At 69.0% G+C, this 24365-nt stretch carries 22 protein-coding genes and 1 pseudogene; 10 read left to right on the top strand and 13 right to left on the bottom strand.

What is annotated here, in order from left to right:
• Nucleotides 1-30 precede the first annotated feature (30 nt).
• Both OG568_RS02270 and OG568_RS02265 read left to right on the top strand, forming a co-directional pair.
• Nucleotides 31-798 carry an MBL fold metallo-hydrolase gene (locus tag OG568_RS02270; protein WP_329530037.1) on the top strand — a complete coding sequence of 256 codons (768 nt, stop codon included), beginning with the start codon at nt 31-33 and terminating at the stop codon, nt 796-798.
• A gap of 399 nt (nt 799-1197) precedes the next feature.
• A complete protein-coding gene (locus tag OG568_RS02265) occupies nt 1198-1752 on the top strand; it encodes a cupin domain-containing protein (RefSeq protein ID WP_329530036.1) in 555 nt (184 codons plus the stop codon).
• Between the two features lie 466 nt (nt 1753-2218).
• Here the strand turns inward: OG568_RS02265 and OG568_RS02260 are convergent, their stop codons facing one another.
• The 5 genes and pseudogenes from OG568_RS02260 to OG568_RS02240 all read right to left on the bottom strand — a co-directional run bounded on the left by OG568_RS02260 (nt 2219) and on the right by OG568_RS02240 (nt 6858).
• The gene (locus tag OG568_RS02260; RefSeq protein ID WP_266424003.1) at nt 2219-3217 is read right to left on the bottom strand and encodes a sugar phosphate isomerase/epimerase family protein; all 999 of its coding nucleotides are present in this window, start codon (nt 3215-3217) and stop codon (nt 2219-2221) included.
• A 32-nt stretch (nt 3218-3249) separates the two neighbouring features.
• Complete coding sequence (locus tag OG568_RS02255; protein WP_329530035.1) at nt 3250-4446, bottom strand: Gfo/Idh/MocA family protein; 1197 nt, start codon at nt 4444-4446, stop codon at nt 3250-3252.
• Between the two features lie 130 nt (nt 4447-4576).
• Nucleotides 4577-5434 carry a sugar phosphate isomerase/epimerase family protein gene (locus OG568_RS02250; protein ID WP_329536239.1) on the bottom strand — a complete coding sequence of 286 codons (858 nt, stop codon included), beginning with the start codon at nt 5432-5434 and terminating at the stop codon, nt 4577-4579.
• A 159-nt stretch (nt 5435-5593) separates the two neighbouring features.
• Nucleotides 5594-5728: pseudogene (locus tag OG568_RS02245) on the bottom strand (sugar ABC transporter ATP-binding protein); the annotation flags it as partial.
• A 110-nt stretch (nt 5729-5838) separates the two neighbouring features.
• Nucleotides 5839-6858: a sugar ABC transporter substrate-binding protein gene (locus OG568_RS02240; RefSeq protein WP_329530034.1), complete on the bottom strand. Its 1020-nt coding sequence runs from the start codon at nt 6856-6858 to the stop codon at nt 5839-5841.
• Between the two features lie 454 nt (nt 6859-7312).
• Between OG568_RS02240 and OG568_RS02235 the strand changes: the two genes are divergently transcribed.
• Entirely contained in the window at nt 7313-8344 is a 1032-nt protein-coding gene (locus OG568_RS02235; RefSeq protein ID WP_329530033.1) for a LacI family DNA-binding transcriptional regulator, read from the top strand.
• Between the two features lie 145 nt (nt 8345-8489).
• On the opposite strand, the gene OG568_RS02230 is transcribed toward OG568_RS02235, so the two are convergent.
• Nucleotides 8490-9188, bottom strand: coding sequence for a response regulator transcription factor (locus OG568_RS02230; protein ID WP_329536238.1), 699 nt, complete (start codon nt 9186-9188; stop codon nt 8490-8492).
• A 240-nt stretch (nt 9189-9428) separates the two neighbouring features.
• On the opposite strand from OG568_RS02230, the gene argG reads away from it, so the two are divergent.
• On the top strand, nt 9429-10877 hold the full coding sequence (gene argG, locus OG568_RS02225; protein ID WP_329530032.1) for an argininosuccinate synthase: 1449 nt from the start codon (nt 9429-9431) through the stop codon (nt 10875-10877).
• Nucleotides 10878-11042: 165 nt separating this feature from the next.
• Here the strand turns inward: argG and OG568_RS02220 are convergent, their stop codons facing one another.
• Nucleotides 11043-12176, bottom strand: a complete 1134-nt coding sequence (locus tag OG568_RS02220) for a glutathione-independent formaldehyde dehydrogenase (protein ID WP_329530031.1) — start codon at nt 12174-12176, stop codon at nt 11043-11045.
• Between the two features lie 176 nt (nt 12177-12352).
• Between OG568_RS02220 and OG568_RS02215 the strand changes: the two genes are divergently transcribed.
• Complete coding sequence (locus OG568_RS02215) at nt 12353-12544, top strand: hypothetical protein (RefSeq protein WP_030190387.1); 192 nt, start codon at nt 12353-12355, stop codon at nt 12542-12544.
• 236 nt (nt 12545-12780) lie between these two features.
• On the opposite strand, the gene OG568_RS02210 is transcribed toward OG568_RS02215, so the two are convergent.
• Nucleotides 12781-14232, bottom strand: coding sequence for a purine-cytosine permease family protein (locus tag OG568_RS02210; protein ID WP_266423978.1), 1452 nt, complete (start codon nt 14230-14232; stop codon nt 12781-12783).
• Between the two features lie 631 nt (nt 14233-14863).
• Nucleotides 14864-15238: a helix-turn-helix transcriptional regulator gene (locus tag OG568_RS02205; RefSeq protein ID WP_329530030.1), complete on the bottom strand. Its 375-nt coding sequence runs from the start codon at nt 15236-15238 to the stop codon at nt 14864-14866.
• Nucleotides 15239-15519: 281 nt separating this feature from the next.
• Between OG568_RS02205 and OG568_RS02200 the strand changes: the two genes are divergently transcribed.
• Nucleotides 15520-15930 (top strand): ANTAR domain-containing protein, encoded by a 411-nt coding sequence (locus OG568_RS02200; RefSeq protein WP_329530029.1) that lies wholly within the window; start codon nt 15520-15522, stop codon nt 15928-15930.
• 260 nt (nt 15931-16190) lie between these two features.
• On the opposite strand, the gene OG568_RS02195 is transcribed toward OG568_RS02200, so the two are convergent.
• Complete coding sequence (locus OG568_RS02195) at nt 16191-17003, bottom strand: SAM-dependent methyltransferase (protein WP_329530028.1); 813 nt, start codon at nt 17001-17003, stop codon at nt 16191-16193.
• Nucleotides 17004-17561: 558 nt separating this feature from the next.
• Between OG568_RS02195 and OG568_RS02190 the strand changes: the two genes are divergently transcribed.
• On the top strand, nt 17562-18527 hold the full coding sequence (locus tag OG568_RS02190) for a PP2C family protein-serine/threonine phosphatase (RefSeq protein ID WP_329530027.1): 966 nt from the start codon (nt 17562-17564) through the stop codon (nt 18525-18527).
• A gap of 108 nt (nt 18528-18635) precedes the next feature.
• A complete protein-coding gene (locus OG568_RS02185; protein WP_266423967.1) occupies nt 18636-18791 on the top strand; it encodes a DUF6131 family protein in 156 nt (51 codons plus the stop codon).
• An 80-nt stretch (nt 18792-18871) separates the two neighbouring features.
• On the opposite strand, the gene OG568_RS02180 is transcribed toward OG568_RS02185, so the two are convergent.
• Both OG568_RS02180 and OG568_RS02175 read right to left on the bottom strand, forming a co-directional pair.
• Complete coding sequence (locus OG568_RS02180; protein WP_329530026.1) at nt 18872-20983, bottom strand: acyltransferase family protein; 2112 nt, start codon at nt 20981-20983, stop codon at nt 18872-18874.
• A 179-nt stretch (nt 20984-21162) separates the two neighbouring features.
• Nucleotides 21163-21990, bottom strand: coding sequence for an SDR family oxidoreductase (locus OG568_RS02175; RefSeq protein WP_329530025.1), 828 nt, complete (start codon nt 21988-21990; stop codon nt 21163-21165).
• Nucleotides 21991-22067: 77 nt separating this feature from the next.
• Between OG568_RS02175 and OG568_RS02170 the strand changes: the two genes are divergently transcribed.
• The gene (locus OG568_RS02170; protein ID WP_266423960.1) at nt 22068-22517 is read left to right on the top strand and encodes a MarR family winged helix-turn-helix transcriptional regulator; all 450 of its coding nucleotides are present in this window, start codon (nt 22068-22070) and stop codon (nt 22515-22517) included.
• 90 nt (nt 22518-22607) lie between these two features.
• Here the strand turns inward: OG568_RS02170 and OG568_RS02165 are convergent, their stop codons facing one another.
• Nucleotides 22608-22844 (bottom strand): DoxX family protein, encoded by a 237-nt coding sequence (locus tag OG568_RS02165; protein WP_329530024.1) that lies wholly within the window; start codon nt 22842-22844, stop codon nt 22608-22610.
• Nucleotides 22845-23062: 218 nt separating this feature from the next.
• On the opposite strand from OG568_RS02165, the gene OG568_RS02160 reads away from it, so the two are divergent.
• Entirely contained in the window at nt 23063-24181 is a 1119-nt protein-coding gene (locus OG568_RS02160; RefSeq protein WP_443077520.1) for a PP2C family protein-serine/threonine phosphatase, read from the top strand.
• Nucleotides 24182-24365: the final 184 nt, after the last annotated feature.

Raw genomic sequence — 24365 nt, 5'->3', positions numbered from 1 at the left:
TCGAATTCTGCTCGGTTGCAGGAGGTCCGTATGTCCCGTCCCGCGCCCACGCAGGTGGCGCCCGGCGTCCACCGCCTAGGCGATCACGGCATCAACTTCTACCTGATCGAGGGCCCCGACGGTCTCATCCTGATCGACGCGGGGGTGCCCGCCCATCTGGAGCAGTTGCGCGGGCTGTTGGCCGGCCTCGGCCGCTCCCTGGCGGACGTCCGCGCCGTACTCCTGACCCATGGTCACCTCGACCACACCGGTCTGGCCCACACCCTCCAGGAGGCCGGAGCCGTCATCTGGATCCACGAGCGGGACGCCGCCATCCTGCACGACGGCCCGCGGAGCGCGACCCGCCACGCCAAGCCCGAGCGTTCGATGCTCCCCTACCTGCTGCGCCGGCCCTCCTCGCTCGCCCTCCCCCTCCAACTGGCCCGCGCGGGAGCCTTCACCGCTCCCGCTGTCCAGAATGCCCGGGTCTTCGACGCCGACCAGGTGCTCGAAGATGTCCCCGGCGTCCCGCAGGCCGTCGTGCTGCCCGGCCACACACCCGGCAGCGCCGCGTACCTCTTCGCCGACCGCGGGCTGCTCTTCACCGGCGACGCCCTGGTCACCGAGGACGGACTGTCAGGCCACACCGGTCCCACGATCGTGAGCCGCTGCTTCACCCACGACAGCCGGGCCGCACTCACCGCCCTCGACCGCCTCGACGAACTGACGGCAGACCTGTTGCTGCCCGGTCACGGCGCACCCTTCACCGACGGCATCCGCACCGCCACCCAGCAGGCACGGCAACTCGGCGTGCGCTGACCTCCCACGCACAGGCGACGTTGAAGAGCGCGAACGCGGCCACGTGCGTGCAGTGGATCCCGGGCCGTTCCTCTTCCCACCGCCCGATGCGGATGCGGGCCCATCACCGCCCCGAACGGGGCGTAGTTGCTGACGTCCCCGCCGGTGACGGCTAAAGCCCGGCGCCGTCCCTGCCCGTCGCGGGCCCCAGGGAAATTCGTGGTCAGTCGTCCGCGGGGCCGACCGGGCGCAGCTCACCGAACAGTGGGCCACACCTTGAGGCCGATCTTCGATGGCACGAGGCTCTGGCAGCCGCTTACGCACAGCTCGACAGCGAGAGGTGCCGCGGCGCCCTCCACCAGATCTCCAGGCGGCGACCCGCCCGGCGCAACGCTATCCATCACCTTCTAAGGAAACGACATGAGTTCTGCACCACCGATCAGCGACGCGGAGACGCCGGACTACTACCGTCCGTGCGTCTTGCACGTCCCCGCCGGGAAGGGCGTGGTCAAGTGGATGTCCGGCGACGTCTACGAAATCAAGGCGACGGCCGAGTCCACCAACGGCGCGATGGGCTTCATAGACTGCTGGGTGCCCCCGGGCAACGGCCCGGTAGCGCATGTGCACAAGAGTGCTGACGAGGCCTTCTACCTCATCTCGGGCGCCCTGGAATTCCTGAACGGCGACCAGACCTTCGTGGCGAACGCCGGTGACTTCGTCTTCGTGCCCAAGGGCACACGGCACCGGTTCCGGAACATCACCGACGAAGAGACGCACATGGTGGCCTTCTACACCCCCGGCGGAGGCGAGGCGCTGTTCCTGGAGGCCGGGGACGACCCCGTCCCCGACGGGAAGCCCGAGTTCTGGCCGCCGGAGCGCGGCCTGGCGCTGGCGGCGCTCCTTGGACGGAAAGACATCGACATGGAGGTGCTGCCCGAGGAAGCGGACTTCGACGTGCCCGCCGACGAGGCCTGAGCGAGGACCGCACAGCAACGGTGCTCGGGCCGAGGGACCGTCGGCCCGAGCACGCCGCCTCCCAAGACCAGCCCGCTGGGCACCGCGGTCAACCCGCGGTAGTTGCACCGGTGGCAATGTGCGGTTGGCCGACCTGGGGTGGTGGAGTGGGGGGTGAGTTGGAGCGGAGGGTCGAAGAGCTGTCGGCACTGGTACCGGGGCTGTCTCCCGATCGTCTCCTGGGCTGGTGCCGGGCCCTCGCAGCCCCCATCGCGGTCCCCAGGATCGGCAACCGCATTAACGACGTGGAGACCGAGTTTCTCGTGAGCCTGGCTCGCGGCTGATCGGGTGCGCCGCAGACGGCAGAACGCAGGTGTTACTCCGGGGCCTCGAACCCTGGCCCGAGTACCGTCCGGTCCTTCGTGGGCGGATACCGCCGCGACCCCGGGCCCGGTCGGTGGGCACGGGACCACGTGGCGTGGGTGGGTTACAGGGCGGCCGCAGCGCTGTGCAGGTTCTTGGCGGCCAGGGCCAGCCCCTCGGTCTGGGAGTAGGCGGCGTCCTCGTGTTCTATGTTCACGGCCATGTCCGGGTCGATCTCGGCGAGGGCGCGCAGGAACTCGGTCCAGTAGGCGACGTCGTGTCCCATGCCTACGGCGACGAACTTCCACGCCGGGTTCTCGGGCCAGGCGTTGCACCAGAACCCGTAGCCGGTGGGCACCTTGCCGGGCGCATCGGCGGGGACGCGTGTGAACGACGTGTCCAGTACGCCACGGATGTCGGCGCCGGGGCAGAGCGTCGCGTCCTTCGCCGCGGCGTGGAACACCAGCGGGCCCAGCCACCTGATGCACGCGACGACGTCCATGCCCTGCCACATCAGGTGCGAGGGGTCCATCTCCGCGCCCACGTTCGTCGCGCCGGTCTCGTCGACGAGCCGCTTCAGGGTGACCGGGGAGAACACCAGATTGTGCGGGTGCATCTCGATGGCGACCCGGACGTCGTTCTCCCGCGCCAGCGCGTCGATCTCCTTCCAGAACTCGACGGCCACACCCCACTGGTAGTCCAGGACGTCCATGTAGACGCCGTCCCACGGATTCACGACCCACGACGGGTACTTGGCGTCGGGGTCGGAGCCCGGTGTGCCGGACATGGTCACCACATGCTTCACACCGAGCAGGCCCGCGAGCCGGATGGTGCGGCGCAGGTCGTCGGCGTGCTTCGGCCCGACGCCGGGAAGCGGGTTGAGTGGGTTGCCGTTGCAGTTGAGGCCGGTCAGTTCCATCCCCCGGTCGGCGAAGGTCGCCAGGTACTCGTCGCGCGCGGTGGCCGAGGACAGCAGGAGGTCCACCGGGCAGTGCGGGGCGGGGATGAAGCCACCGGTGTTGACCTCCACGGACGTCAGACCGTCGGTCTTCAGGATGTCGAGGGCCTCGGTGAGGGGCCGGTCGTGCAGACAGGCGGTGTAGGCGCCGAGCTTGAGGGCCATGCGTGTGCTCCTTGGATGCGTGCGGGGAGGGGTCAGACAGCGGGCGGAATCGTGACGGCGGCGCCACCGCCCAGGGACGACTCGACGACGGCCCGGATGATCTCCATGGTGCGCAGCGCGTCGGCGAAGGTGGCGCAGGCGGGCAGCGGTTCGGCGACGCCCGCGACCTGGTCGAGGAAGGCCCGGGCCTGGTAAGTGAAGTTGTCGGCGTTGCTGGCGCCCACACCCGGCGCCTCCATCGGGACCCCGCCCGCGAAGTACGGCAGCTGCGGGCCGGCGATGATCTGTCGGGCCCCGCGCGTACGGGCCTCGGGCTGGGCGTCGTCGAAGAGGTACTCGGCGGGCCGGTGCTGGTCGAACCCGGCCCGGCCGCCGAGCCCCAGGACGTCGAAGGACAGCCCGTTGGGCAGGCCGAAGCCGGTGCGCGTCACCGAGAAGGTGCCGACGAGACCGGACTCGAAGCGGGCGGTGAAGGACGCGGTGTCCTCGTTCTCGACCTCACCGAACTCGTCGGAGACGGGAGCCGCGTTGTGCCCCACGACCGCGCCCAGCGGCAGGGGCCGCTTGGGGATCTGCGTCGACAACGAGGCACCGGAGACCGTGGCGATGGGCCCCGCGACGTACTCGGCGGTGTCGATGACGTGCGAGCCGATGTCCCCGAGCGCACCGGAACCGGGGCCGCCCTTGAACCGCCAGCTCAGAGGCCCGTTCGGGTCGGTCGCGTAGTCGCACCAGTAGCGGCCGCTGAACAGCGTGAGGGCACCCAGGTCGCCACGCTGGACATGCTCGCGGATCGCGGCGATGGCGGGGGAGCGGCGGAAGGTGTACCCGACGGCGGTCACGGTATCGGCGGAGCGCTCCAACTCGGCCATGGCGCGGGCGTCTTCCAACGACCCGGCCAGCGGCTTCTCGCACAGCACGTGCTTTCCCGCGGCGACCAGCGCCTCGGCGATCGGTCGGTGCAGTGCGTTGCCGACGACGATGCTGACGGCGTCGATCGTCGGGTCCTCGGCGACAGCCTCCCAGCTCGGGAGTGCCCTCTCGAAGCCGTAGCGGCGGGCGGCGTCCTCGCCGAGCTCGACGTTGGCATCGGCTATCGCGGCCAGCCGGACCGGCGGCAGGCCGGCACCGAAGACCGTGTTGACGTTGCGGTAACCGGCGGCGTGGCTGCGGCCGGCCATGCCGGCTCCGATCACCGCGACGGAGATGGGCTTGCTCGACGTGGTCATGCGGGTGCCTTTCGGAAGTGAGCAGCGGGAAAAGGGCGAAGTGACCCGGGGATGATGGACTTAAAGCGCTTTAAAAATACTGTCGGCGGAGGACGATGCCTTCGCTCGAGTGGTGGGAGGCCGTGGTCCCTCAGGACCAGGTGGCCAGGTATTCGTCGATCTTCTTCCGCATGAAGGCGGAGGATTCCTTGGCTCGTTCTTCCCATGCGAAGACACAGGCCGTGAGGGTGCCGTCGAAGCCGTTCGCACGCAGTTCGCGGAAGAGCTCGTCGAAGTCGACCTCGCCCTGTCCGATGTCGAGGTGCTGGTGGATCCGGGCCGACGTGCCGGGTGGGTTCAGGATGTAGCGGTTACCGGAGGACGCGGTGTGGTCCAGGGCGTCGGCGAGGTGGACGTGGGTGAGCAGATCGCCGGCGTGCTTGATGATGCCGGGGGCGTCGTTGCCGATGTGGAAGGTGTGCGGGGCGCAGTACAGGAAGCTGACGCTCGGGTGGTTGATGCCGCGGATCAGGTTGATCGCGTCGTGGCCGTTCTCGATGAAGTCGTCGGGGTGCGGCTCAAGGGTGAGGCGGATCCCCTCCTGCTCCAGGAGCGGCAGCAGGTCGTCCATCGACCTCCAGAACTGGGCCTCGCTGCGGTCCGGGTCCTCGGGCCGGCCGTTGAACTCGGAGATCATGCTGTCCACGCCGAGATCGGCGGTGATCCGGATGGCACGCTTCCAGTAGCGGACGGCGGCCTGCCGGGCGTCCTCGTCCGGTCCCGACCAACGGAACAGCGGCAGAACGGAGGAGATCCCGACGCCCGCCGAGTCCAGCGCCTTGCGGAACTTCCGTACGGTCGCGTCGTCGACGCGCGGATGCCGGAAGAAGGGGATGAAGTCCTCCCGGGGGGAGAGTTCGATCCATTCATAGCCCAACTCGGCCACCACGGCGGGCAGTTCGAGGAGCGGGACGTTGCGGATCATGTAGGGGTCGAGGGCGATCTTCACGAGAGTGTGCCTTCCGGTCACGGGGAGACGGTGGAACGTCGGGGCAGGCCGTCTTCGGTTCAGCGGCGGGGGCCCGCGGGAGGGTGGACCGCCTTGCGAACCGGGACAGCGCCCGGGGCGACCCGCTCGAGGCGCGGTCCGCTGATGCGTCCGCCGTGGTCAGGAGGTCCCTTCGGGGGAGGCCGTCACGGGTGCTTCGAGGCCCTCCGCTTCGGGGAGTTCGTGCTGGCGTGCGGCGAGTTCGGCGCCGCCGGCCATGTGGTTGGTGCGTTCATCGAAGCTGACCTCGCTGCGGGCCGGCAGCCACGGCGTCAGAGAGCCCTGAGCGGTCCGGCCGCCGGTCTCCTTGGGGCCGGGGGCCGGCGGTGCGGTCACCGCCGGCTCGGCCTGCTGGGTCATCGTCCTCACCGGGTGCCCTTCGCGGCGAAGGAGGCGACGGTGTCGACGTTGGACTTGTCGACGAAGGCCGGGCCGGTGAGGATCGGCTGCTCGCCACCGCCGCTGTAGTTGCCGTTCGTCTTGTAGAGCCACAGCGAGTCGACGGCCAAGTAGCCCTGCAGGTAGGGCTGCTGGTCGACCGCGAACTGGATGCTGCCCTTCTCGATGGCGGAGATGAGGTCCTTGTTGAGGTCGAAGGTCGCGACCTTCGCCTTGCTGCCGGCCTCGGACGCCGCCTGCGCGGCCGTCAGCGCGAACGGGGCGCCGAGCGTGACGACCTCGTCGATGGACTTGTCCTGCGTGAGCTTGGCGGTGATGGTCGACTTCACGGACGGCATGTCGGTGCCGTTGACGTAGAGGTTGTCGGTCTTGCCACTGAAGGTCTTCTTCACGCCGGCGCAGCGCTCCTCCAGGTTGACGTCCCCCTGCGCCTGTACGACGCACAGCGCGTGCTTGGCACCGGTGCTGTTGAGCTTGGTGCCGAGTGCCTGGCCGGAGACGGACTCGTCCTGACCGAAGAACGACAGCAGGCCCTGCTTCTTCCAGTCGGACAGGCCGGCGTTGAAGCCGACGACCGGGATGCCGGCCTTCTCGGCCTTGGCGACCACGGCCTTCATGGCGTCCGGCTTGGCGAGGGTGACCGCGATGCCGTCGACTTTCTGGTCGATCGCGTTCTGCACGAGGTTGGCCTGGTCGGCGGCGGTCTCGTCGTTGGCGTAGATGAGCTTGACGTTGTCCTTGGCGGCCGCGGCCTCGGCGCCCTTGCGGATGGTGTCCCAGAAGGTGTCACCGGAGGGCGCGTGGGTGACCATGGCGATCGTCATGCGGGGGGTGTCGGCCTTGCCCGCGGACACCGCGGCCCCACTCTCCGCGGCCTTCTTTCCGCCGGAGCTGCTGGAACATCCGGCGAGGGCCAGGGCGGCCGAGGCGGCCACGGCCACGACGGCGGCGATTCTGCGGGACGGGAGAAGGGATGTGTGGCTCATTCTTCGTGCACCTCGCTGTGCAAGTGGGAGGGATTGACGGGTGGTGGGCAGGGGATCCGCCGCTGCTGGATGGGGCCGGGGAGGCCGCACCGGCCTCGATCGGGGGCGCGGTGCGGAGGGGAGACCAGGCTGAATCGGGTTCAGCGGGTCTGGGAAACGGGTGGGGCGCGTGGAAGCTGTCGGCAGCCGGGGCGCAGGCCCTCGATCCGGTGGAGTCAGTGGTCCTTGGGTCTGATGGGTCTGATGGGTCTGATGGGTTCGGTGGGTTCGGTGGGTTCGATGACGGCGTCGGGGTCGAGACGGTGCGACGACTTGGGGAAAACGGTCCCTAGGACACGCGCTGACTTCGTTGGAACATCAGGACCTTTTTAAAGCGCTTTAAGTCCTGGTACTATCGGCTCGTTTCGTGAACGTGTCAAGGGTGTTGCCCGAGAACATCTGCCGGGAGGTGCGAGTGGACGATGTCGCTTCCGCGAGTCGCAGGGACGGCGCGAGCAAGCGCCCCCGGCTGGAGGATGTGGCCGCCCGCGTGGGCGTGTCCACCGCGTCCGTCTCCCTGGTGCTGCGCGGTGTGCCCGGCCCCAGTGAGCGCACCCGGCAACGTGTCTTGAAGGCCGCCGCCGAGCTGGGCTACCAGGTGGACCGCACCGCCAGTCTGCTGGCCAGCAGACGCACCCGGCTGCTCGGCGTCATGGTTGACATCCACAGCCCCTTCCACGCGGAACTGGTCGAGCACCTGCACACGGCCGCCGAGGAGGTCGGCTACGACCTCGTCCTCAGCACCCAGACCCGCACCCGCGACGAGCACACCGCCGTCGAGACGCTGCTCGCCTTCCGCAGCGAGGCCCTGATCCTGCTCGGCCCGAGCGCCTCCGGCGGCGCACTCGCCGCTCTCGACCGCAAGGCTCCCGTCATCGCCGTCGGCCGCCGGATCGCCGACGCCGACCTGGATGTCGTGCGCTCGGCCGACGACGACGGGGTCGGTCAGGTGGTCGACCACCTGGTGGAGCTCGGCCACCGTGCGATCACGTACATCGACGGCGGCAAGGGTGTCATCGCCACCGACCGTCGCCGCGGTTACCGCGCCGCCATGCGCCGTCATGGCCTGGACGCGCACATCAGGGTCCTGCGCGGCGACCACACCGAGGCGGCCGGCGAACGCGCCGCCCGCCAGCTTCTCGACGGCGCCGAACTCCCCACGGCCATCGTCGCGTTCAACGACCAGTCCGCCATCGGCGTCCTGGCCGCCCTGTCCCGCGCCGGCGTCGCCGTCCCGGGCGAGGTGTCCGTGGTCGGCTACGACGACGACGCCCTCTCCCGCCTGAGCTGCTTCAATCTGACCACCGTCAGCCAGAACGCCCGTGAACAGGCCCGGCACGCGGTGGTCGCTGCCGTGGAGCGCCTCGACGAGGGCCGCACCGAGTCCCGCGAGGTCGTACTGCCCCCACGCCTCGTCCTGCGGGGCACCACGACCGAGCGCGTCTGACAGGCGCTTCGGGGTCGGTGGGCGTGGGCGTCGGCCGCCGGGAACCATGGCTCACGTTCGGTCGCCGGGGCCATGGCTCACGTGGAGCGGCACCGCGACGCGAACCCGCGTGCGGAGCCGGCGGCCTTCCGGGGCGAGGCCGGCGTCAGGCGGCCGGTCGCACCAGGCCCGACTCGTAGGCGAAGGTCACCGCCTGCACGCGGGCGCGGGCACCGATCTTGGCGAGGATGTGGCTGACGTGGGACTTGACGGTGGTCGGCGCGATGGACAACCGCGCGGCGATCTCGGCGTTGGACCAGCCGGAGGCGACGGAGGTCAGGACGTCGCGTTCCCGCTCGGTGAGCATCTCGAGCCCCGATTCCTGCTCGGCGGTGCGGGCCGGGAGCTCCTGGCGGACCGCGTCGATGAGCGCACGGGTGACGCCGGGGGTGGTGACGGCGTCCCCGGCAGCCACGATGCGGACGGCCGCGGTCAGTTCGTCGGGGGTCGCGTCCTGGGGAAGGAATCCACCGGCTCCGGCGCGCAGTGCCGCGTAGGCGTACCCCTCGTGGCTGGTGGGGGTCAGGACCAGTACGCGCGGGGGGCGCCCGCCGGCTCTGACGGACGCGGGTGCGGGGATCGGGGTGAGGGGCCGGGTGATGCGGCGGATGGCGTCGACGCCGTTCGGATCGGCGACGTGGCTGCCGATCACAACGACGTCGGGGCCGAGTTCGGCGCTCATGCGAATCGCCTCGGTGCCGCTTGTCGCCGTGCCGACGACGCTCAGGTCGGGCTCGGCCGCCAGGAGCATGTGCAGGCCGACACGGTGCAGGGACTGGCTGTGGACGACGAGTACGGAGGTCATCATGGGCGCCCTTCGTGAGGGTGGGGGCGACCGCCGACGTGGGTTGGGTGTCCGCCGCCACGCTCCCCGTGAACGAAACGGTTTCGTTCACCTCAGTGCCCTCAGCGTAGCTTCGGGGCTATCGAAACGGCATCGTTTTTTGTGTGTCCTGGGTCACAAAAATGCGCGCGTATGCCGCGAAGTCGGCGGCGCTGCGGCGGTTGGCTTGCATGATCATGCTGAATGTTGCATAGTTTTGCCATGTCCAAGGTCCTCACTTCCCTCCCCACCGGCGAGCGCGTCGGCATCGCCTTCTCCGGCGGGCTCGACACGTCGGTCGCCGTCGCCTGGATGCGTGACAAGGGCGCTGTCCCGTGCACGTACACCGCCGACATCGGCCAGTACGACGAGCCCGACATCGCGTCCGTGCCCGGCCGTGCCACCGCGTACGGCGCCGAGATCACCAGGCTCGTCGACTGCCGTGCCGCGCTGGTCGAGGAAGGGCTGGCGGCGCTCGCATGCGGCGCGTTCCACATCAGGTCTGGCGGGCGCCCGTACTTCAACACCACACCGCTGGGGCGTGCCGTGACCGGCACCCTGCTGGTGCGGGCCATGCTCGAGGACGGGGTGCAGATCTGGGGCGACGGCTCCACGTTCAAGGGCAACGACATCGAGCGGTTCTACCGGTACGGGCTGCTCGCCAACCCGCATCTGCGGATCTACAAGCCCTGGCTGGACGCGGACTTCGTCACGGAGCTCGGCGGCCGCAAGGAGATGTCGGAGTGGCTGCTCGCGCACGGGCTGCCGTACCGGGACTCGACGGAGAAGGCGTACTCCACGGACGCCAACATCTGGGGCGCCACGCACGAGGCCAAGACCCTGGAGCACCTCGACACGGGCATCGAGACGGTCGAGCCGATCATGGGCGTGCGGTTCTGGGACCCGTCGGTGGAGATCGCCGCGGAGGACGTGACGGTCGGCTTCGACCAGGGCCGTCCGGTCACCATCAACGGCAAGGAGTTCGGCTCCCCGGTCGACCTCGTCATGGAGGCCAACGCGATCGGCGGCCGCCACGGCCTGGGCATGTCCGACCAGATCGAGAACCGGATCATCGAGGCCAAGAGCCGCGGCATCTACGAGGCGCCGGGCATGGCGCTGCTGCACATCGTCTACGAGCGTCTGGTCAACGCGATCCACAACGAGGACACCGTGGCCGCGTACCACAACGAGGGCCGACGGCTGGGCCGACTGCTCTACGAGGGCCGCTGGCTGGACCCGCAGGCGCTGATGGTGCGCGAGTCGCTGCAGCGCTGGGTCGGCGCGGCGATCACCGGCGAGGTGACCCTGCGGCTGCGGCGCGGCGAGGACTACTCGGTCCTCGACACCCGGGGCCCGGCGCTCAGCTACCACCCGGACAAGCTCTCCATGGAGCGGACCGAGGACTCGGCGTTCGGCCCGGTGGACCGCATCGGCCAGCTCACCATGCGGAACCTGGACATCGCCGACTCCCGTGCCCGTCTCGAGCAGTACGCGGGCCTGGGCCTGGTCGGCGGCGACCACCCGACGCCGATCGGCGCCGCGCAGGCGGCCTCGACCGGTCTGATCGGCGCCATGGACGAGGGCGGCGCCGAGGTGATCGCCTCGCGTGGTGAGGCCACGGACGAGGAGACGATGCTGGACCGTGCCGCGATGGAGTCCGGCACGGACTGACACCGGTCACCGGTCGTACGTACCTGGGCGGCGGGCCCCGGCGGATGCTGTTCCGCCGGGGCCCGCCGTCGTCCCCCGTTCGCGGGGGAGTTCCCGCTCATCTGACGGGGCATCACATCGTGACGGTCGGCGAGTGGGAGTGTCCGGAAGCCGCGGTCCGCAGGGCTACGGGTGCAGTATCACCTTCGTGTAGCCCTCGATCCGCTTGTCGAACTTGTCGTAGCCCGACGGCGCCTGATCCAGGGGCAGTTCGTGGGAGACGACGAAACTGGGCTTCGCCCTGCCCTCGATGATCATGTCGCGCAGGTACCGGTTGTAGCGCTTCACGTTGCACTGTCCCGTCCCCATCCGCAGGCCCTTCTCGAAGAGCTTGCCGATCGAGACGAGGAGCATGCCCTGCTTGGCCTGCTCGTCCGGGCCGCCGGGGTCGGAGGGCACATAGAGGCCGGGCACGCCGAGCGCTCCGGTGGCTCGAACCGTGCCGACGAGCGAGTTGAGGACGGTCGCCGGTTCCTCGCGGTCCGTGCCATGTCCTGTCGCCTGATAGCCGACGGCGTCAATGCCCTTGTCCGTGCCGATGCCGTCCGTCTGGTCCTTGATCTGTTCGATCGGGTTGCCCTCGGAGAAGTTGATCGGAACCGCGCCTATCTCCTCGGCCTTCTGCAGCCGTTCGGGCACTCGGTCCACGACGAAGACCTGCTTCGCGCCGCGCATCAGAGCCGAGTAGGCGGCCATGAGTCCGACAGGCCCTCCGCCGTACACCGCGACGCTCTCGCCCGGGCGGACCTGGGCGAGTTCACAGCCGTGGTATCCGGTGGGGAAGATGTCGGCGAGCAATATGAAATCACTCTCGTGCTCGTTTCCCGGCGGCAGCTTCAGGCAGTTGAAGTCGGCGTAGGGAACGCGCAGATATTCGGCCTGGCCGCCCTTCCAGGGGCCCATGGCGACGTATCCGTACGCGCCGCCCGCGAAACCGGGATTGACGGTCAGACAGTATCCGGTGAATCCCTCGACGCAGTTCGTGCAGAACCCGCAGGCGACATTGAAGGGCATGACCACGCGGTCGCCCTCCTTGAGTGAGGTGACGCCCTGGCCGAGTTCTTCGATGATCCCCATGTTCTCGTGGCCGAAGACGATGCCGGGCTCGGCGGCGGTACGGCCCTCGTACATATGCAGATCGGATCCGCATATCGCGGTCGAGGTGACCCGTACGATCACATCGTTCGGATGCTGAATGCTGGGCTTTTCAACATCTTCGACCGCAACGCTGAACGGCCCCTTGTAAACGACGGCCTTCACGGTTGCCTCCTCCGCTCGGTGACGTATGTATCTGCTGTCCACGCCCCCGCCCGCATTCTCCGCGTGACCCATCTCTCATGATTCTCCGTCCTGCACGATCGGACAAGCCGGTAATGTCGATGTGAATAACTGCCCGGTGCCGTGCAGAGAAATGCAATGGAGAGGTAGGACGAAAGATGTCAGCACAGCGACTGGGAACCCTGCTTGTCCCCGTACCAGGTTTGTCCGGCACCACGTACCCGCCGGGAACGACCGTGACGGTCCGTGGCCGAGGCGCTACCGTCGACGCCTTCGTCAACGGCGACTGGCTTCCCTTGTCTTGGTGGGAGTTCTCCGACGGCCTCCGCGAGGACATCGCCGACCGCTGACCTCGCCTCCGCCCCGCCTCATCTCCTTCGAGGCCGGCGCCCCGCCGGTGGGCCGGCCCCTCGTACGTCAGTGACGAGGGCGCCCGTATCGGAACTTCTTCAGCAGTGGGCCCCGGCAGGCTGTGCGCAGGGTCGGCGTGGTCACCGAGAAGCTCCCTGCATGCGACCACGATGGGGCCTGGTCGCGACGTTGCTCGCGGCGATCTATGTTGTTGCGTCGAGCGCCCGCGGAAAGGTCATGGCTCCCGGTGCTCGTGGGACGCCGTCTCCAGCGCCACGATCTCCTCCTCGGCCAGCCGGGCCTCGGCATCGACATCGATCGACCGGGTGAGCAGCCAGTAGAGCACCGCGGCGACGGGCAGTCCGATGAACAAGGCGATGTCCGCACCGTCGAGCGCACGGGCGGCGGGCCCGACGTAGAGCGTGCCGACGGAGAAGAACGGCACCATGACGGCGAAGCCCACCAGGTACGAGATGATGCCGTGCCAGCCCCAGCGGCCGTAGATGCCGTGCGGGTTGAAGATCTCGGCGACCGCGTAGTGGCCGCGGCGCACCACGTAGTAGTCCATGAGGTTGACAGAGGTCCACGGAATGAACAGGTAGAGGACCACCAACAGGAAGTTGTTGAAGTTCTCGAGGAAGTGGGCGGTCGAGGCCAGCGCCCCCGCGATGGAGAGCGCCGCGGTGAGGCCGATCGTCACGACTCGTACGGCGACGGTCGGCCGCACTCTCTTGAACGAGTCGATCGCGCTGATGAGGGTGAGAGACCCGCCGTACATGTTCAGGGCGGTCACCGAGATCAGACCCAGCGCGGAGAACAGCAGGACGATCGCGCCGAAGCCGCTGAACACCTTGTCGCCCGCCGCGTTGATCGAGCGGATGGTCTCGAAGTCCTTGCCCGCCCACGCGGCGAGCAGAGCGCCCAGACACATCAGCCAGATGCCGCCGAGCGCCGACCCGAAGTACGTCCAGTAGAAGGTCTTGCGGACGGTCACGTCCGGCGGGAGATAGCGGGAGTAGTCCGAGACGTAGATGGCCCAGCTGATCTGGTAGCCGGCGACCACGCCGAACTGCGCGAGGAACGGGGTCCACTGGAAGCCGCCGAGGTCGAAGGAGCCCGGGGGATAGTGCAGGGTGAGCAGGATGCCCACGGTGAAGATCCCGAAGATGACCAGGAAGGTGTAGGTGAGCACTCGTTCGGCGCGGTGGATGACGTCGTAGCCCACCAGCGCGATGACGAACCCGATGAGTGTGACCACGACGACCCACAGCTTGACGCCGCCGTGCAAGGTGGTGTGCAGGGCCTCGCCGGCCAGGATCGTGTTGAAGACGTTGAACCCCGCGTACTGCACATAGGCGAACAGCCACACGAGCAGGGCCCCGACGTAGCCGAACTGCGGCCGTGACTGGATCATCTGCGGCAGTCCCAGCTGCGGGCCCTGTGCGGAGTGGAAGGCCATGAAGAACGTGCCGAGGATGGTGCCCGCCGCGATCGCGATCAGCGACCAGACGAGGTTGCCGCCCTCGGTGATGCTGATCAGCCCTACCGCCAGGGTGGCGATCTGCGCGTTGGACATGAACCAAAGAGGCCCCAGGTGCCAGAGCTTGCCGTGCCGCTCGTCCAGGGGGACGTAGTCGATGGAGCGGATTTCCAGACCCGATACCCGTGGCTGCGACGATGTGGTCACGAGTGCCTCCTTTGAGGGAGTTCGTCATGCGATGAAAAGATTAGCCACCTGTGATCACGTTCATCCCTCTTACCGCACTGGTCAAGCGGGGCCGTACCGGTCAGTATGTCCGCCCGGTACGTGGTGCAACCCAGGAAGCGGGGCCCCGTGGAGGCGTCGGGGCGCTCAGCGCGGGACTTCGACGCGGCGTAGGTGAGGGCCCGATCGAAGCCCCGTACGTCCCTGATGGCACCGGGGAAATAGTCGGCGGCCTGCCCTGGTACGTGGCGCGTCCGATACGGGTGGGGAAGGGGCGAGTCCCGCCCGCACCTCGCGACGGAACCGGGAGTGGGACTCCGGCCGACGCGCCAACTCGGCGTGCACCACCTTGACGGCGACGGCCCGGCCGCCGGGGGGCCGTCCGAGAAAGACCCGGCACATACCGCCGACGCCCGCACGTCCGGGTGACCGGTAGTTCCCGACGGAGATCGGATCCTCCGGCTCCAGCCCTGCCGTGATCCCGTCCCGACGTGCCGGCCCACGCGATCTTCGCGGTCATGTCTTCGGTGTGCGGGCTCCTCGTGGTCGATCCACGATCGGCGCGCGTCGCGCACCCGGCGGTCGAGCGGGACGGTCGGCTCGGCCGGACAGGTCAGCCCTCCGCACGCCGAGCGGAATGATCGAACACGAGCGAGTGCTGCTCGCGCTCGGACCTGCGGCCGTGTCGTGCGTCGTGCTGGTCGAGGAGGGTCAGCAAACCCTCGACGGTCAACCCGGCGTCGGCCGGGTGCCGGAGGATGGTCCCCGGTTCGATGTGGTAGACGTTGGAGCGCCCTTGGCGGGAGTGGGTGAGATAGCCGTCCTGCTCCAGATCGGAAATGATCTTCTGGACGGCACGCTCGGTGAGCCTGCACCGTGCGGCGATATCGCGGATGCGGGTGCCCTGATCCCTGGAGATCGCGGCCAGAACCCGGGCGTGGTTGGTGAGAAAGGTCCAGCCGGTGTGTCCCTGCGGTACTTCACCCATGCCTATGAGGATAGGGCTCGGCATTCACGCATTCAAAAGGGCGAAAGGGAGTTCCTGTATCTCTTGACGTGTGAGGATCCGAAGGCTGACGCTGTAAGCAGTGGGATAGGCGGATGCGAGTGGACGGCAGTGGCGGTCTTCGGTGACACCGACACCGAGCGGCAACTGCAGTGCTCCGCGTGTGAAGCGCTCACGCGGTCGATCAGCGGCCTGGACCTCGACCTGACCGGAATCGACTTCCGCATCCTGCCAAGAACGACAGAGCGAACCAGGAGGATGGGTTGAGCGACGACGCCGAGCAGGACCTGCGCACCGAAGTCGTCCAGCTCAAACGGGCCATGCAGACCCGGCCGGTCATCGATCTGGCCCGGGGAGTCCTGATGGCCTCGTTCGGCCTGAGCGCCGACGACGCCTGGAATGTTCTGGTCGAGGTGTCCCAGCACACCAACACAAAAGTCCACCACCTCGCCGAAGATCTGGTCAGCGCCGTCAACGGAGATCCGCTTCCCGACCCGCTCCGGCAACAGGTGTCCGCGGCGGTCACCGAAGTACTCGGTCCCCACGCCCCCAACCATCCGAACTCCGACTGGATCTCTCCCACGGACCGGAGGTCACAGGCGGACGGTGACAGGAGTACGTCGGGTGTGTGTCGGCGTGACGGCCGCCATGACGCACCCGTCCTCCCACCGTGACGCCGACCGTCTCGACGGGGGAGTGCGCTCGGGACGGCCGAAACGGAGGCCGTAACCGGGCGAGTCGGCTCATCTCCGCCTCCATCGCTGTCGGGAGGCAGCAACCCGGGCCGATCGAAACAGCCCGTACGGCAAGGGCGTCGGCGGGACCGGCCTCGCCCACCCTCGGTGTGGCCGGCCGCCAGGCCGCCGAACGCCGCTACCCGCGCGTACGCCCTCGGGGGGCGACTCTGCAGCCGTGTGGTTCGCGGTGCGCCTCGTCACGCACGCTTACGGCCGACACCCGCGTACACCCAGTACTCCGACGGGTTGTCCGGGATGTGGTCGTCCGGGTCCGGGCGCCACAGGGGTACGTGGACCAGGCCGGGCTCCACCAGGTCGAAGCCGTCGAAGAGATCTCGGATCTCGCTGCGGGAGCGAGCCGTGACAGGGGATGTCGCCTTGGACCGGTACAACTGTCCGACGGCGGCGGCCGTGTCCGGGCGATCCTGGTTCGTCGCGTGCGTCAGCGCCAGCCAGCTTCCCTCGGGCAGGGCGTCCCGGAACGCCGCCACGATGCCCGCGGGGTTCTCCTCGGGTGTGACGAAGTGCAGGATCGTGATCATCAACACCGCGACCGGCTGCTCGAAGTCGATCAGTTTCCCTACCTGCGGGGACGACAGGATGTCGGCCGGCCGGCGGATGTCGGCGTCGACGATGTCGGCACCGGGATTGTCGGCGAGCAGGGCAGTGCTGTGGGCCACGGCCACCGGGTCACTGTCCACGTAGACCACCCGGGCTTCCGGGCAGACCGCCTGTGCCACCTCGTGAACGTTGCCCTGTGTCGGGATGCCCGATCCGAGGTCGATGAACTGCCGCACCCCGGCTTCTATCAGAAAGCGCACGGCCCGCCCGAGGAAAGCGCGATTGGCCCGCGCCAGCGTACGCACCTGGGGGTCGATCGCCGTGAAGGCCGCCAACGCCTCCCGGTCTATCGGGGAGTTGTGCTGTCCGCCGAGCATCGCGTCGTACATCCGGGCAACGCTCGCCTTGTCGGGGTCGATCCCCTGGGGGAGACCCTCGTTGTCGGCCAACTCAACTCCCTTTCAGGTACGTAATCTTGACGCTCCATCATATAGTTGCCGACCATGTGTGGCGGGACGACGCCCAGGCCACGCGCTGCCTGAGTCGGGCCCCATCGGAAAGGCACAACCCTGCGGAACGAAGCGCACTGTCACACGAACGACGAACCCGCCACCGCACGTTCGCGCCGTCAGCCGGCCTTTTCCCCCGCGGCCGACGCCATCGGATCCGAACTCGACCTGGGCCTGACCGGAAGCCATGTCGTCCACGCACTGACGCCCGGATTCTGCGACGCGGCCTCGGTCTACCTGCTGGAGCGCTGGCTGCTCGAGGAGAACGCGTACGGTTCCGCGGAACCGCCCCAGATCGAGGCCCGCCGACTGGCGCTGCGTATCGGAACGGACGCGCCCGAGGACTGGGAGGGGCTGCTGCCGGTCGGCGAGGTCATCGTCTTTCCGCGCGGGACGCCCTACACACGTGCCATCGCCACCTTCAAGGCACAACTGCTCGACACGGTCGACGCCCACACCTCCGCGCGGCTCAGCACCTCCGGTGGCGGCGACGCACGCATGGACGTCCTCCTGCGGACCGCTTCCTTCCTCGTCGTCCCGCTGCAGCTCTGCGGTACCGCCGTCGGATTCATCGCCTGCACGCGCGGCCCGGACGAAGCGCCCTTCCTGCCCGGCGACGCCGAGGCCGTGGAGTCGCTGGCCGCGCGAGCCTGCGTGGCCCTGGACAACGCACGCCGGTACGAACGCGAACGCCGTACGGCGCTGGCCATCCGTCGAAGCCTGCTGCCCGCCATCGACCAGACGTTCGAGGGGTGCCGCATCGCCCACGGATACCTCCCCGCCGGGCAGGACAACCTCATCGGCGGTGACTGGTTCGACGTGCTGCCGCGGTCGGAAGGCCGCGTCAGCTTGATCGTCGGGGACGCCATGGGCCATGGTCCGGAATCGGCCGTCGCCATGATCCAACTGCGTACCGCCGTCCGTACCCTGGCGGGACTGGACATCACCCCGGCGGAGCTGATGCGCCGTCTCGACGCCCTCGCCTGTGACACACCGGGCGCTTCCTTCGCCACGTGCATGTACGCCGAGTGGGACGCGAAACGCCACATCTGTACCTTTGTCGGAGCCGGCCACCCGCCCCCGCTGATCCGCGATCCGGGCGGACGGACCAGGCCGATCATGCTGACCAGCCCAGGCCTACCCCTCGGACTCGGGCTGGGGACGTACGAACCCACCGTCCTGCACGTGCCCGACCCCGTGCTGCTCCTGCTCTACAGCGACGGCCTGGTCGAGTCCCGTCACACGGACATCGACCAGGGCATCGCCCGTCTCGCCGCCCTTCTCGACACCGACGGCGTCGACCCCGAGCGCATCACCGGCCCGGACACCCTGCAATCCCTGTGCCAGCGGCTGCTTCACGGCATGTCGGCCACCAACGACGGAGCGGACGACCGCACGCTTCTGCTCACCGAACTCGTACCCGCGAATCACATGAGACGCGGCAGGTACGGTCACGCCGCGTGACCTGGACCTTTCCCCGGGACGACCGTCTTGAACGTGCCGAATCCGCGTTAGGAGTTGCCCTGCGGTGGTACACGGAGGGACGAGGGGGGCTCATTGCGGGAGGTTGCCATGCTTGTCCTCGGCATCATTCTGCTCGTCGTCGGTTTCGTGACGGGCATCAGCATTCTTTGGACGATCGGCTTGATCCTCGTCATCATCGGACTCGTCCTATGGATCCTCGGCACCGCCGGACACGCTGTCGGTGGTCGCCGCCACTACTGGTGACTGGGGCCGTAGGCGGAGGGGATGTCGCCGCCCGGGCCGCGCATGCCGATCCGGTCGGACGGCAGCGCGGTCCGGTGCGCTCAGGACGCACCGACGAGGCGGTCCAAGGCGGGGGCGAGGACGGGAGTGAGGGCCGCGGCGTAGGCCTCGGAGAGGTGGCTTTCGTCGCGGTAGACGGGGGTGTTGCCGACGACGACCGGGCAGATGCCCGTGCGCACGGCGCAGACCCAGGGTCGGGGGTCGATGACCGCGGCACCGGTCGTGGCGGCAGCGCCGCGCATGGCTCTCTGGCGGGTCGCATCGTGGATCGCGTCCGGCAGGTGGTTCGCGCAGGCGTGCAGCTGCAGGGAGTTGTCGGCGGCGCAGTCGACCGGGTCGTCCTTGGGCCACGGGGTGTCGAGCAGGGCGGCGACGTGGGCGCCGGAGGTGCGGAGGTCCCGGAAGGTGTCCTCGAAGCCGGTGGTCCACTGCCGCAGGGTGTCGTCGGCGGGCTGGGCGGGATCACCCGCGTCCGAGGAGGACACGACGACCAGGGCGGGGTGAAGGGCGTTGATCCTCGCCACGGCGTTGGAACGCCAGGTGTCGCAGGCCGTGTACGGCTTGTGGCGGTTGATGATCGTCACGGCGGCGATCTTGCAGGATGCCTTCGTCAGCGAGACCAGCTTCCACCCGCGCTCCGTCGCGAGGCCCTGCAGGGCCGGGAACCACTGGGCCGCGTGGGAGTCGCCGAAGAGCACCACGGTACGGGAGGACGCGCGGTTCCCGTAGACGCAGGGCGGATTACGGGTGCTGTCGTAGTCGACGTGGCAGCCGTCCCGGTAGACCGCGGACCGAGAGGACTTCACCTTCGGCAGAGCCGGGGTGAGGTTGGTCGGCAGGCTTCCGGAGGCCGCCGCCAGGAGTTCGGCCAGCCGCCCCTGCGGGTCCGGCGCGCCGGCCAGCTCCTGCGACAGTACGGGCGCGGGCCCGCCGACTTCGATCGTCGGCGGGACCGCCGCCGCCGTCAGCGCCAGCACCGTGGCCCCCGCCGACAGCCCGACCCCGAGCGCCAGGGCCCGGTTCGGCCGTCCCCGGAACGCGTGGTGGAAGCGGACCGGGTTCTCGACGAGGCGCAGCGTCAGCCAGGCCAGACCCAGCGCGACCGCGCACAGCCCGAGCGCGAGCGGCACTTCGGCGGTGCCGTCCGTACGGCCCAGCGCCATCGGGGCTACGACCAGCAGCGGCCAGTGCCACAGGTACCAGCCGTACGAGAGTCCGCCCAGCCACACCAGTGGACGCCGCCCGAGCAGCCACCCCGCGCCGTGCGGGGCGGGCGCGCAGCCGCCGGCCAGGACGAGCGCGGCGCCGAGGACCGGCAGGAGGGCGTGGTAGCCAGGGAAGGGTGTCGCGTCGTCGTACCAGACCGCCGCCAGCACGACGCAGGCCAGGCCGAGCCAGGTCAGCGGGGCCGCGAGGGCGGCGGGCAGCCGTTCCAGCCGGGCGGTGGCCAGCGCCAGCAGCGCACCGGCGCCGAGCTCCCAGCCGCGGGTGGGGGAGCCGAAGTACGCCCAGGGCGCCGAGGAGTTCGTCACCAGGACACTGATCACGAACGACACCAGGCACAGCGCCCCGAGCGCCAGGGCGATCGGTCGGCGCCGGCCGCGGGCGGCCCGCCAGCTGAGCAGCAGGAGCAGCGGCCACACCACGTAGAACTGCTCCTCCACGGCGAGCGACCAGAAGTGCTGGAACGGTGAAGGCGGACCGTTCTGGGCGAGATAGTCCGTACCGGCCGCCGCCAGCCGGAAGTTGACCGCGTACAACGCGCTGCCGAGGGCGTCGCCCGCGTACTCGGCGAGCCGCGCCTTCGACAGGAACAGCCACGACCCGGCCAGCGTGACGGCGATGACCAGGGACGACGCCGGCAGCAGCCGCAGCGCCCGGCGGGCGTAGAAGGTGCGGACCGACAAGCGGCCGGTGGTGGCGAGTTCGCGCAGCAGCAGGGACGTGATGAGAAAGCCGGAGATCACGAAGAAGACGTCGACCCCGACGTATCCGCCACTGACCTGAGGTACTCCGGCGTGGGAGAGCACCACGAGCGTGACAGCCACCGCGCGCAGCCCCTGGATGTCCCACCGCAAGGAGTGGCGTTCGGGTGGTGCGGATCCGCCGCCCGCTGGGATGGTACGGATCTCGGCGGGCGTGGTGCTCGGCATCAGGGGCAACTCCTTGCGGGGACTGACATGGATTGATGCCGTACTGTCCGACCGCTGACCGGAGTTGGGGTGAACAGCGTCACAACTTCACGGGAATCCCCGGCGCGCGCCCGCGGATCCCGCTGGTCGGAGGGGTGACCCACGCCATGCGGATGTCAGGCGGTGGACGGCCTCCGGACTCAGGCCCCGAGCCAGGACGTGGTGAGAGCCTGTACGGCCGAGCCGTCGGCGTCGGCCAGCTTGACCGCCGTGAAGCCGGCCGCCCACTCGGAGCTCTGGTAGCGGAACCGGGGCTCGGCGGCGGTCAGCGCGCCCACGACGACCTCCGCGCACTCGCGGGCCGACTGTGCCGCGGAGAACGCCTGCTGGGTGCGGGCCAGGTAGGCGTTGATCACTGGCTGGTAGTCCCCGGCTCCGGCGACCAGGGCCTCGATGTCCCGGTCGGCCCGCACGTTCGCGACGAACTCGGTGGCCACCGCGCCGGGCTCGATCACGCTCACCGCGACACCGAGCTTGCCGACGACCGGGGCGAGACTCTCCATCCAGCCCTCGACCGCGAACTTGGCCGCGCAATAGGCCTCGTTGAACGGCTGGCCGACCACGCCTCCGACACTGGTGACCGTGATCAGGCGCCCTTTGGCCGCGCGCAGGTGCGGCAGCGCGGCCTTGGTGGTCTGGACGACTCCGAAGAAGTTGACCTCCATGACGTCGCGGACGTCGTCGACACACTCCAGCTCGATGGTGCCGAGGTGCCCGGCCCCGGCGTTGTTGATCAGCGCGTCCAGCCGGCCGTGGTCGGCGATCACACCGTCGACGCAGGCCCTGACGGAGTCCGGATCCGTCACGTCGAGCTGTCGGACGTCGGCGTCGGGCAGCCGATCGAGCAGCGTTCCGGCCTTGTCGGTGTTCCGCATGGTCGCGACGACCTCATAGCCCGCCTCCGCGGCGAGTACGGCGGTTTCCAGGCCGATCCCGGTCGACGTGCCGGTGACAAGGGCGATCTTCATGACGAGCCTCCATCGTTGCGTGTACACGCACATACTAAAGTTGCGTGCATGTACACGCAAATTGGTAGACTCGGCTTGTGACCGACATCAAGCTGAAGCAGGCCGAACTGCCTGTCGAGGACCAGGCGTACTACCGCCTCGTGGGGGTGAGCAGCGACCTCACCTCACGCGCGAGCGCCCGACTGGAGCGGGACTTCCACCTGCCGGCCTCCTGGTTCGAGGTACTGCTCTGGCTCTACCATCAGGCCGGGCCGCTGTCGGCCACCGATCTCGGCTCCTGCGCGTTGATCAGCCGCAGTCAGGTCTCCCGGGTGATCGACGCCCTCCAGGCCCGCGAACTGGTCACCCGCGCCCCTTCGGCCCTCGACGCCAGGTCCGTCGAGGTGACCATCACGCCCAAAGGTCGCGACCTCTTCGAGCGCGCGGACGCCGCCCGCCGCGAAACCCTGGCGCCCGTCCTGACGGACAGGCTGGACCCGGCCGAACTCGACGAACTGGCCCGGATCCTCCTCAAACTCAAGAACTGACGGCGGTCACGGCTGGAGAATGAGGGCGATCGTGGCGCCCATGCCGCCCAGGAACAGGACGACGGCCGCTTCGGCCCAGCCGCCTCTGCCTCAAGGGAAAAGGCTGTCCAGGGCCGGCTTTCCCGGGCCGATGGCCGCGAGGGCGAGCGCGACGACGGCGATGCACACGCTGTACTGCACGCCGCCTTGAGATTCCCGCAATCCATGTGACCCGGTCACGGTCGCCATGGCATTGATCATCACGCCGATCGCGGCGGCTGCCGCCAGGGGTGTGAACAGCCTCAGAGTCAATCCGATGCCGCCCAGGAATTCGGAGCCGCCGCCCATGGTGGCGTAGACCTTCTCTCGTGCAGCGAAACGACTGCACCCTCCCATCCATACTCCATTCCCTTCCTCGTGGCTCCTTTCCTCATGGCCGACAGCCCGACGGGGAAGTCCGGCCTTGCCCGGCCAACCACCTCCCGCTGGGGTCCCGGCGATCAACGCGCACCGAGCCGATGCTCCATCAAAGCTCAATGCCCGCGTCGACCGATATGATGCATTTTGTGATCATGTCCGGACGGCTGCGGCGCCGTCGTTCCCTCGGCGGTAGCTGGTGGGAAGCTGCCCCGTTGTCCCCGGTGGTCCTTACCCTCCTCATCACCTGCCTGGCGTTCTCCACACCGAGGGAGATCGCCGTCAGCCGACTCCTGCCGGCCGCTCCCGCCCTTGCCGCGGCGATGTGGCCCGTGCTCCCCACGATCCTGCTGGGGACGTTCTGCCTGCTGGTCATGATCGGCCTCAGCTTCGTCTACACCGACCTGGGGACGCAGTACACGGCCGCGGCGATCGTCGCGGTCACCCTGGCGGCCGCGTATGCGAGCCATGTCCGACTCCAGCGGGAGGAGGCTCTCTTCCACATCCGCCTCGTGGCCGACGCGGCCCAGAAGGTGCTGCTGCGCCCCCTGCCGCGCCGCATGGACGACGTCGAGATCGAGTCGCTGTATCTGGCGGCCCAGCAACAGGCGAGGATCGGCGGTGACTTTTATGAAGCGGCCGCTACACGGTACGGGGTCAGGCTGCTCATCGGCGACGTACGCGGCAAGGGTCTGTCCGCGGTGGGGGCGGCCTCGGCGGTGACCAGCTGCTTCAGGGAGGCCGCGTACGACGAGCCCGACCTGAGAGGCGTCGTCCATCGTCTGGAGACCAGCATCAACCGCCACAGCGCCGCGTATCCGGCCCAAGACATGCCGGAGCGCTTTGCCACCGCTCTCATCGCCGAGATCCCGCACGGCGGCGGCCACGTCCGGCTCCTCAACTGTGGGCACCCCCCGCCGCTGCTCGCGCACCGCGGGAAGATCCGCGTCCTGGATCCCACCACTCCCTCACCGCCTCTCCATCTCGCGGCGCTCATGGGAGACCACTACTTCGTCGACACCGTCGCCTTCACCCCGGGCGACCAGCTGCTGCTCTACACTGACGGCGTATCGGAGACCCGGGACCGCACCGGCGAGTTCTTCCCGCTGTCGGACTGGATGCGGCGGCAGGGCGCGAAGCCGCCCCGCGAGCTGCTCGACCGGCTTCACCGGGATCTGCTCCACCACAGTGGCGGAAGGCTCGGCGACGACATCGCGGCCCTCGCGGTGAGGTGCCCAAACGCCCAGGCCCCGGAGTATCCGGCCTAGCGACTTGATCCGCCGGACAGGCCCTAGTCGGCCCGATGCCGCGGACGGGGCCTGCCGGTCGCGCGGCTGCCTGCCAGGTGGAAGGCAAACGCCACCCTGGGGCGCGGACATCGGCGCCCATGAAGTGACAGCGCGCCGGCGCATCCCTCCCCGGTCGGCGCCCCCAGCCAGGCTTCAGGTAGCT

The sequence above is a fragment of the Streptomyces sp. NBC_01450 genome, from assembly GCF_036227505.1.
GTDB lineage: Bacteria > Actinomycetota > Actinomycetes > Streptomycetales > Streptomycetaceae > Streptomyces.
This window is presented reverse-complemented; position numbering and strand designations above follow the sequence as displayed.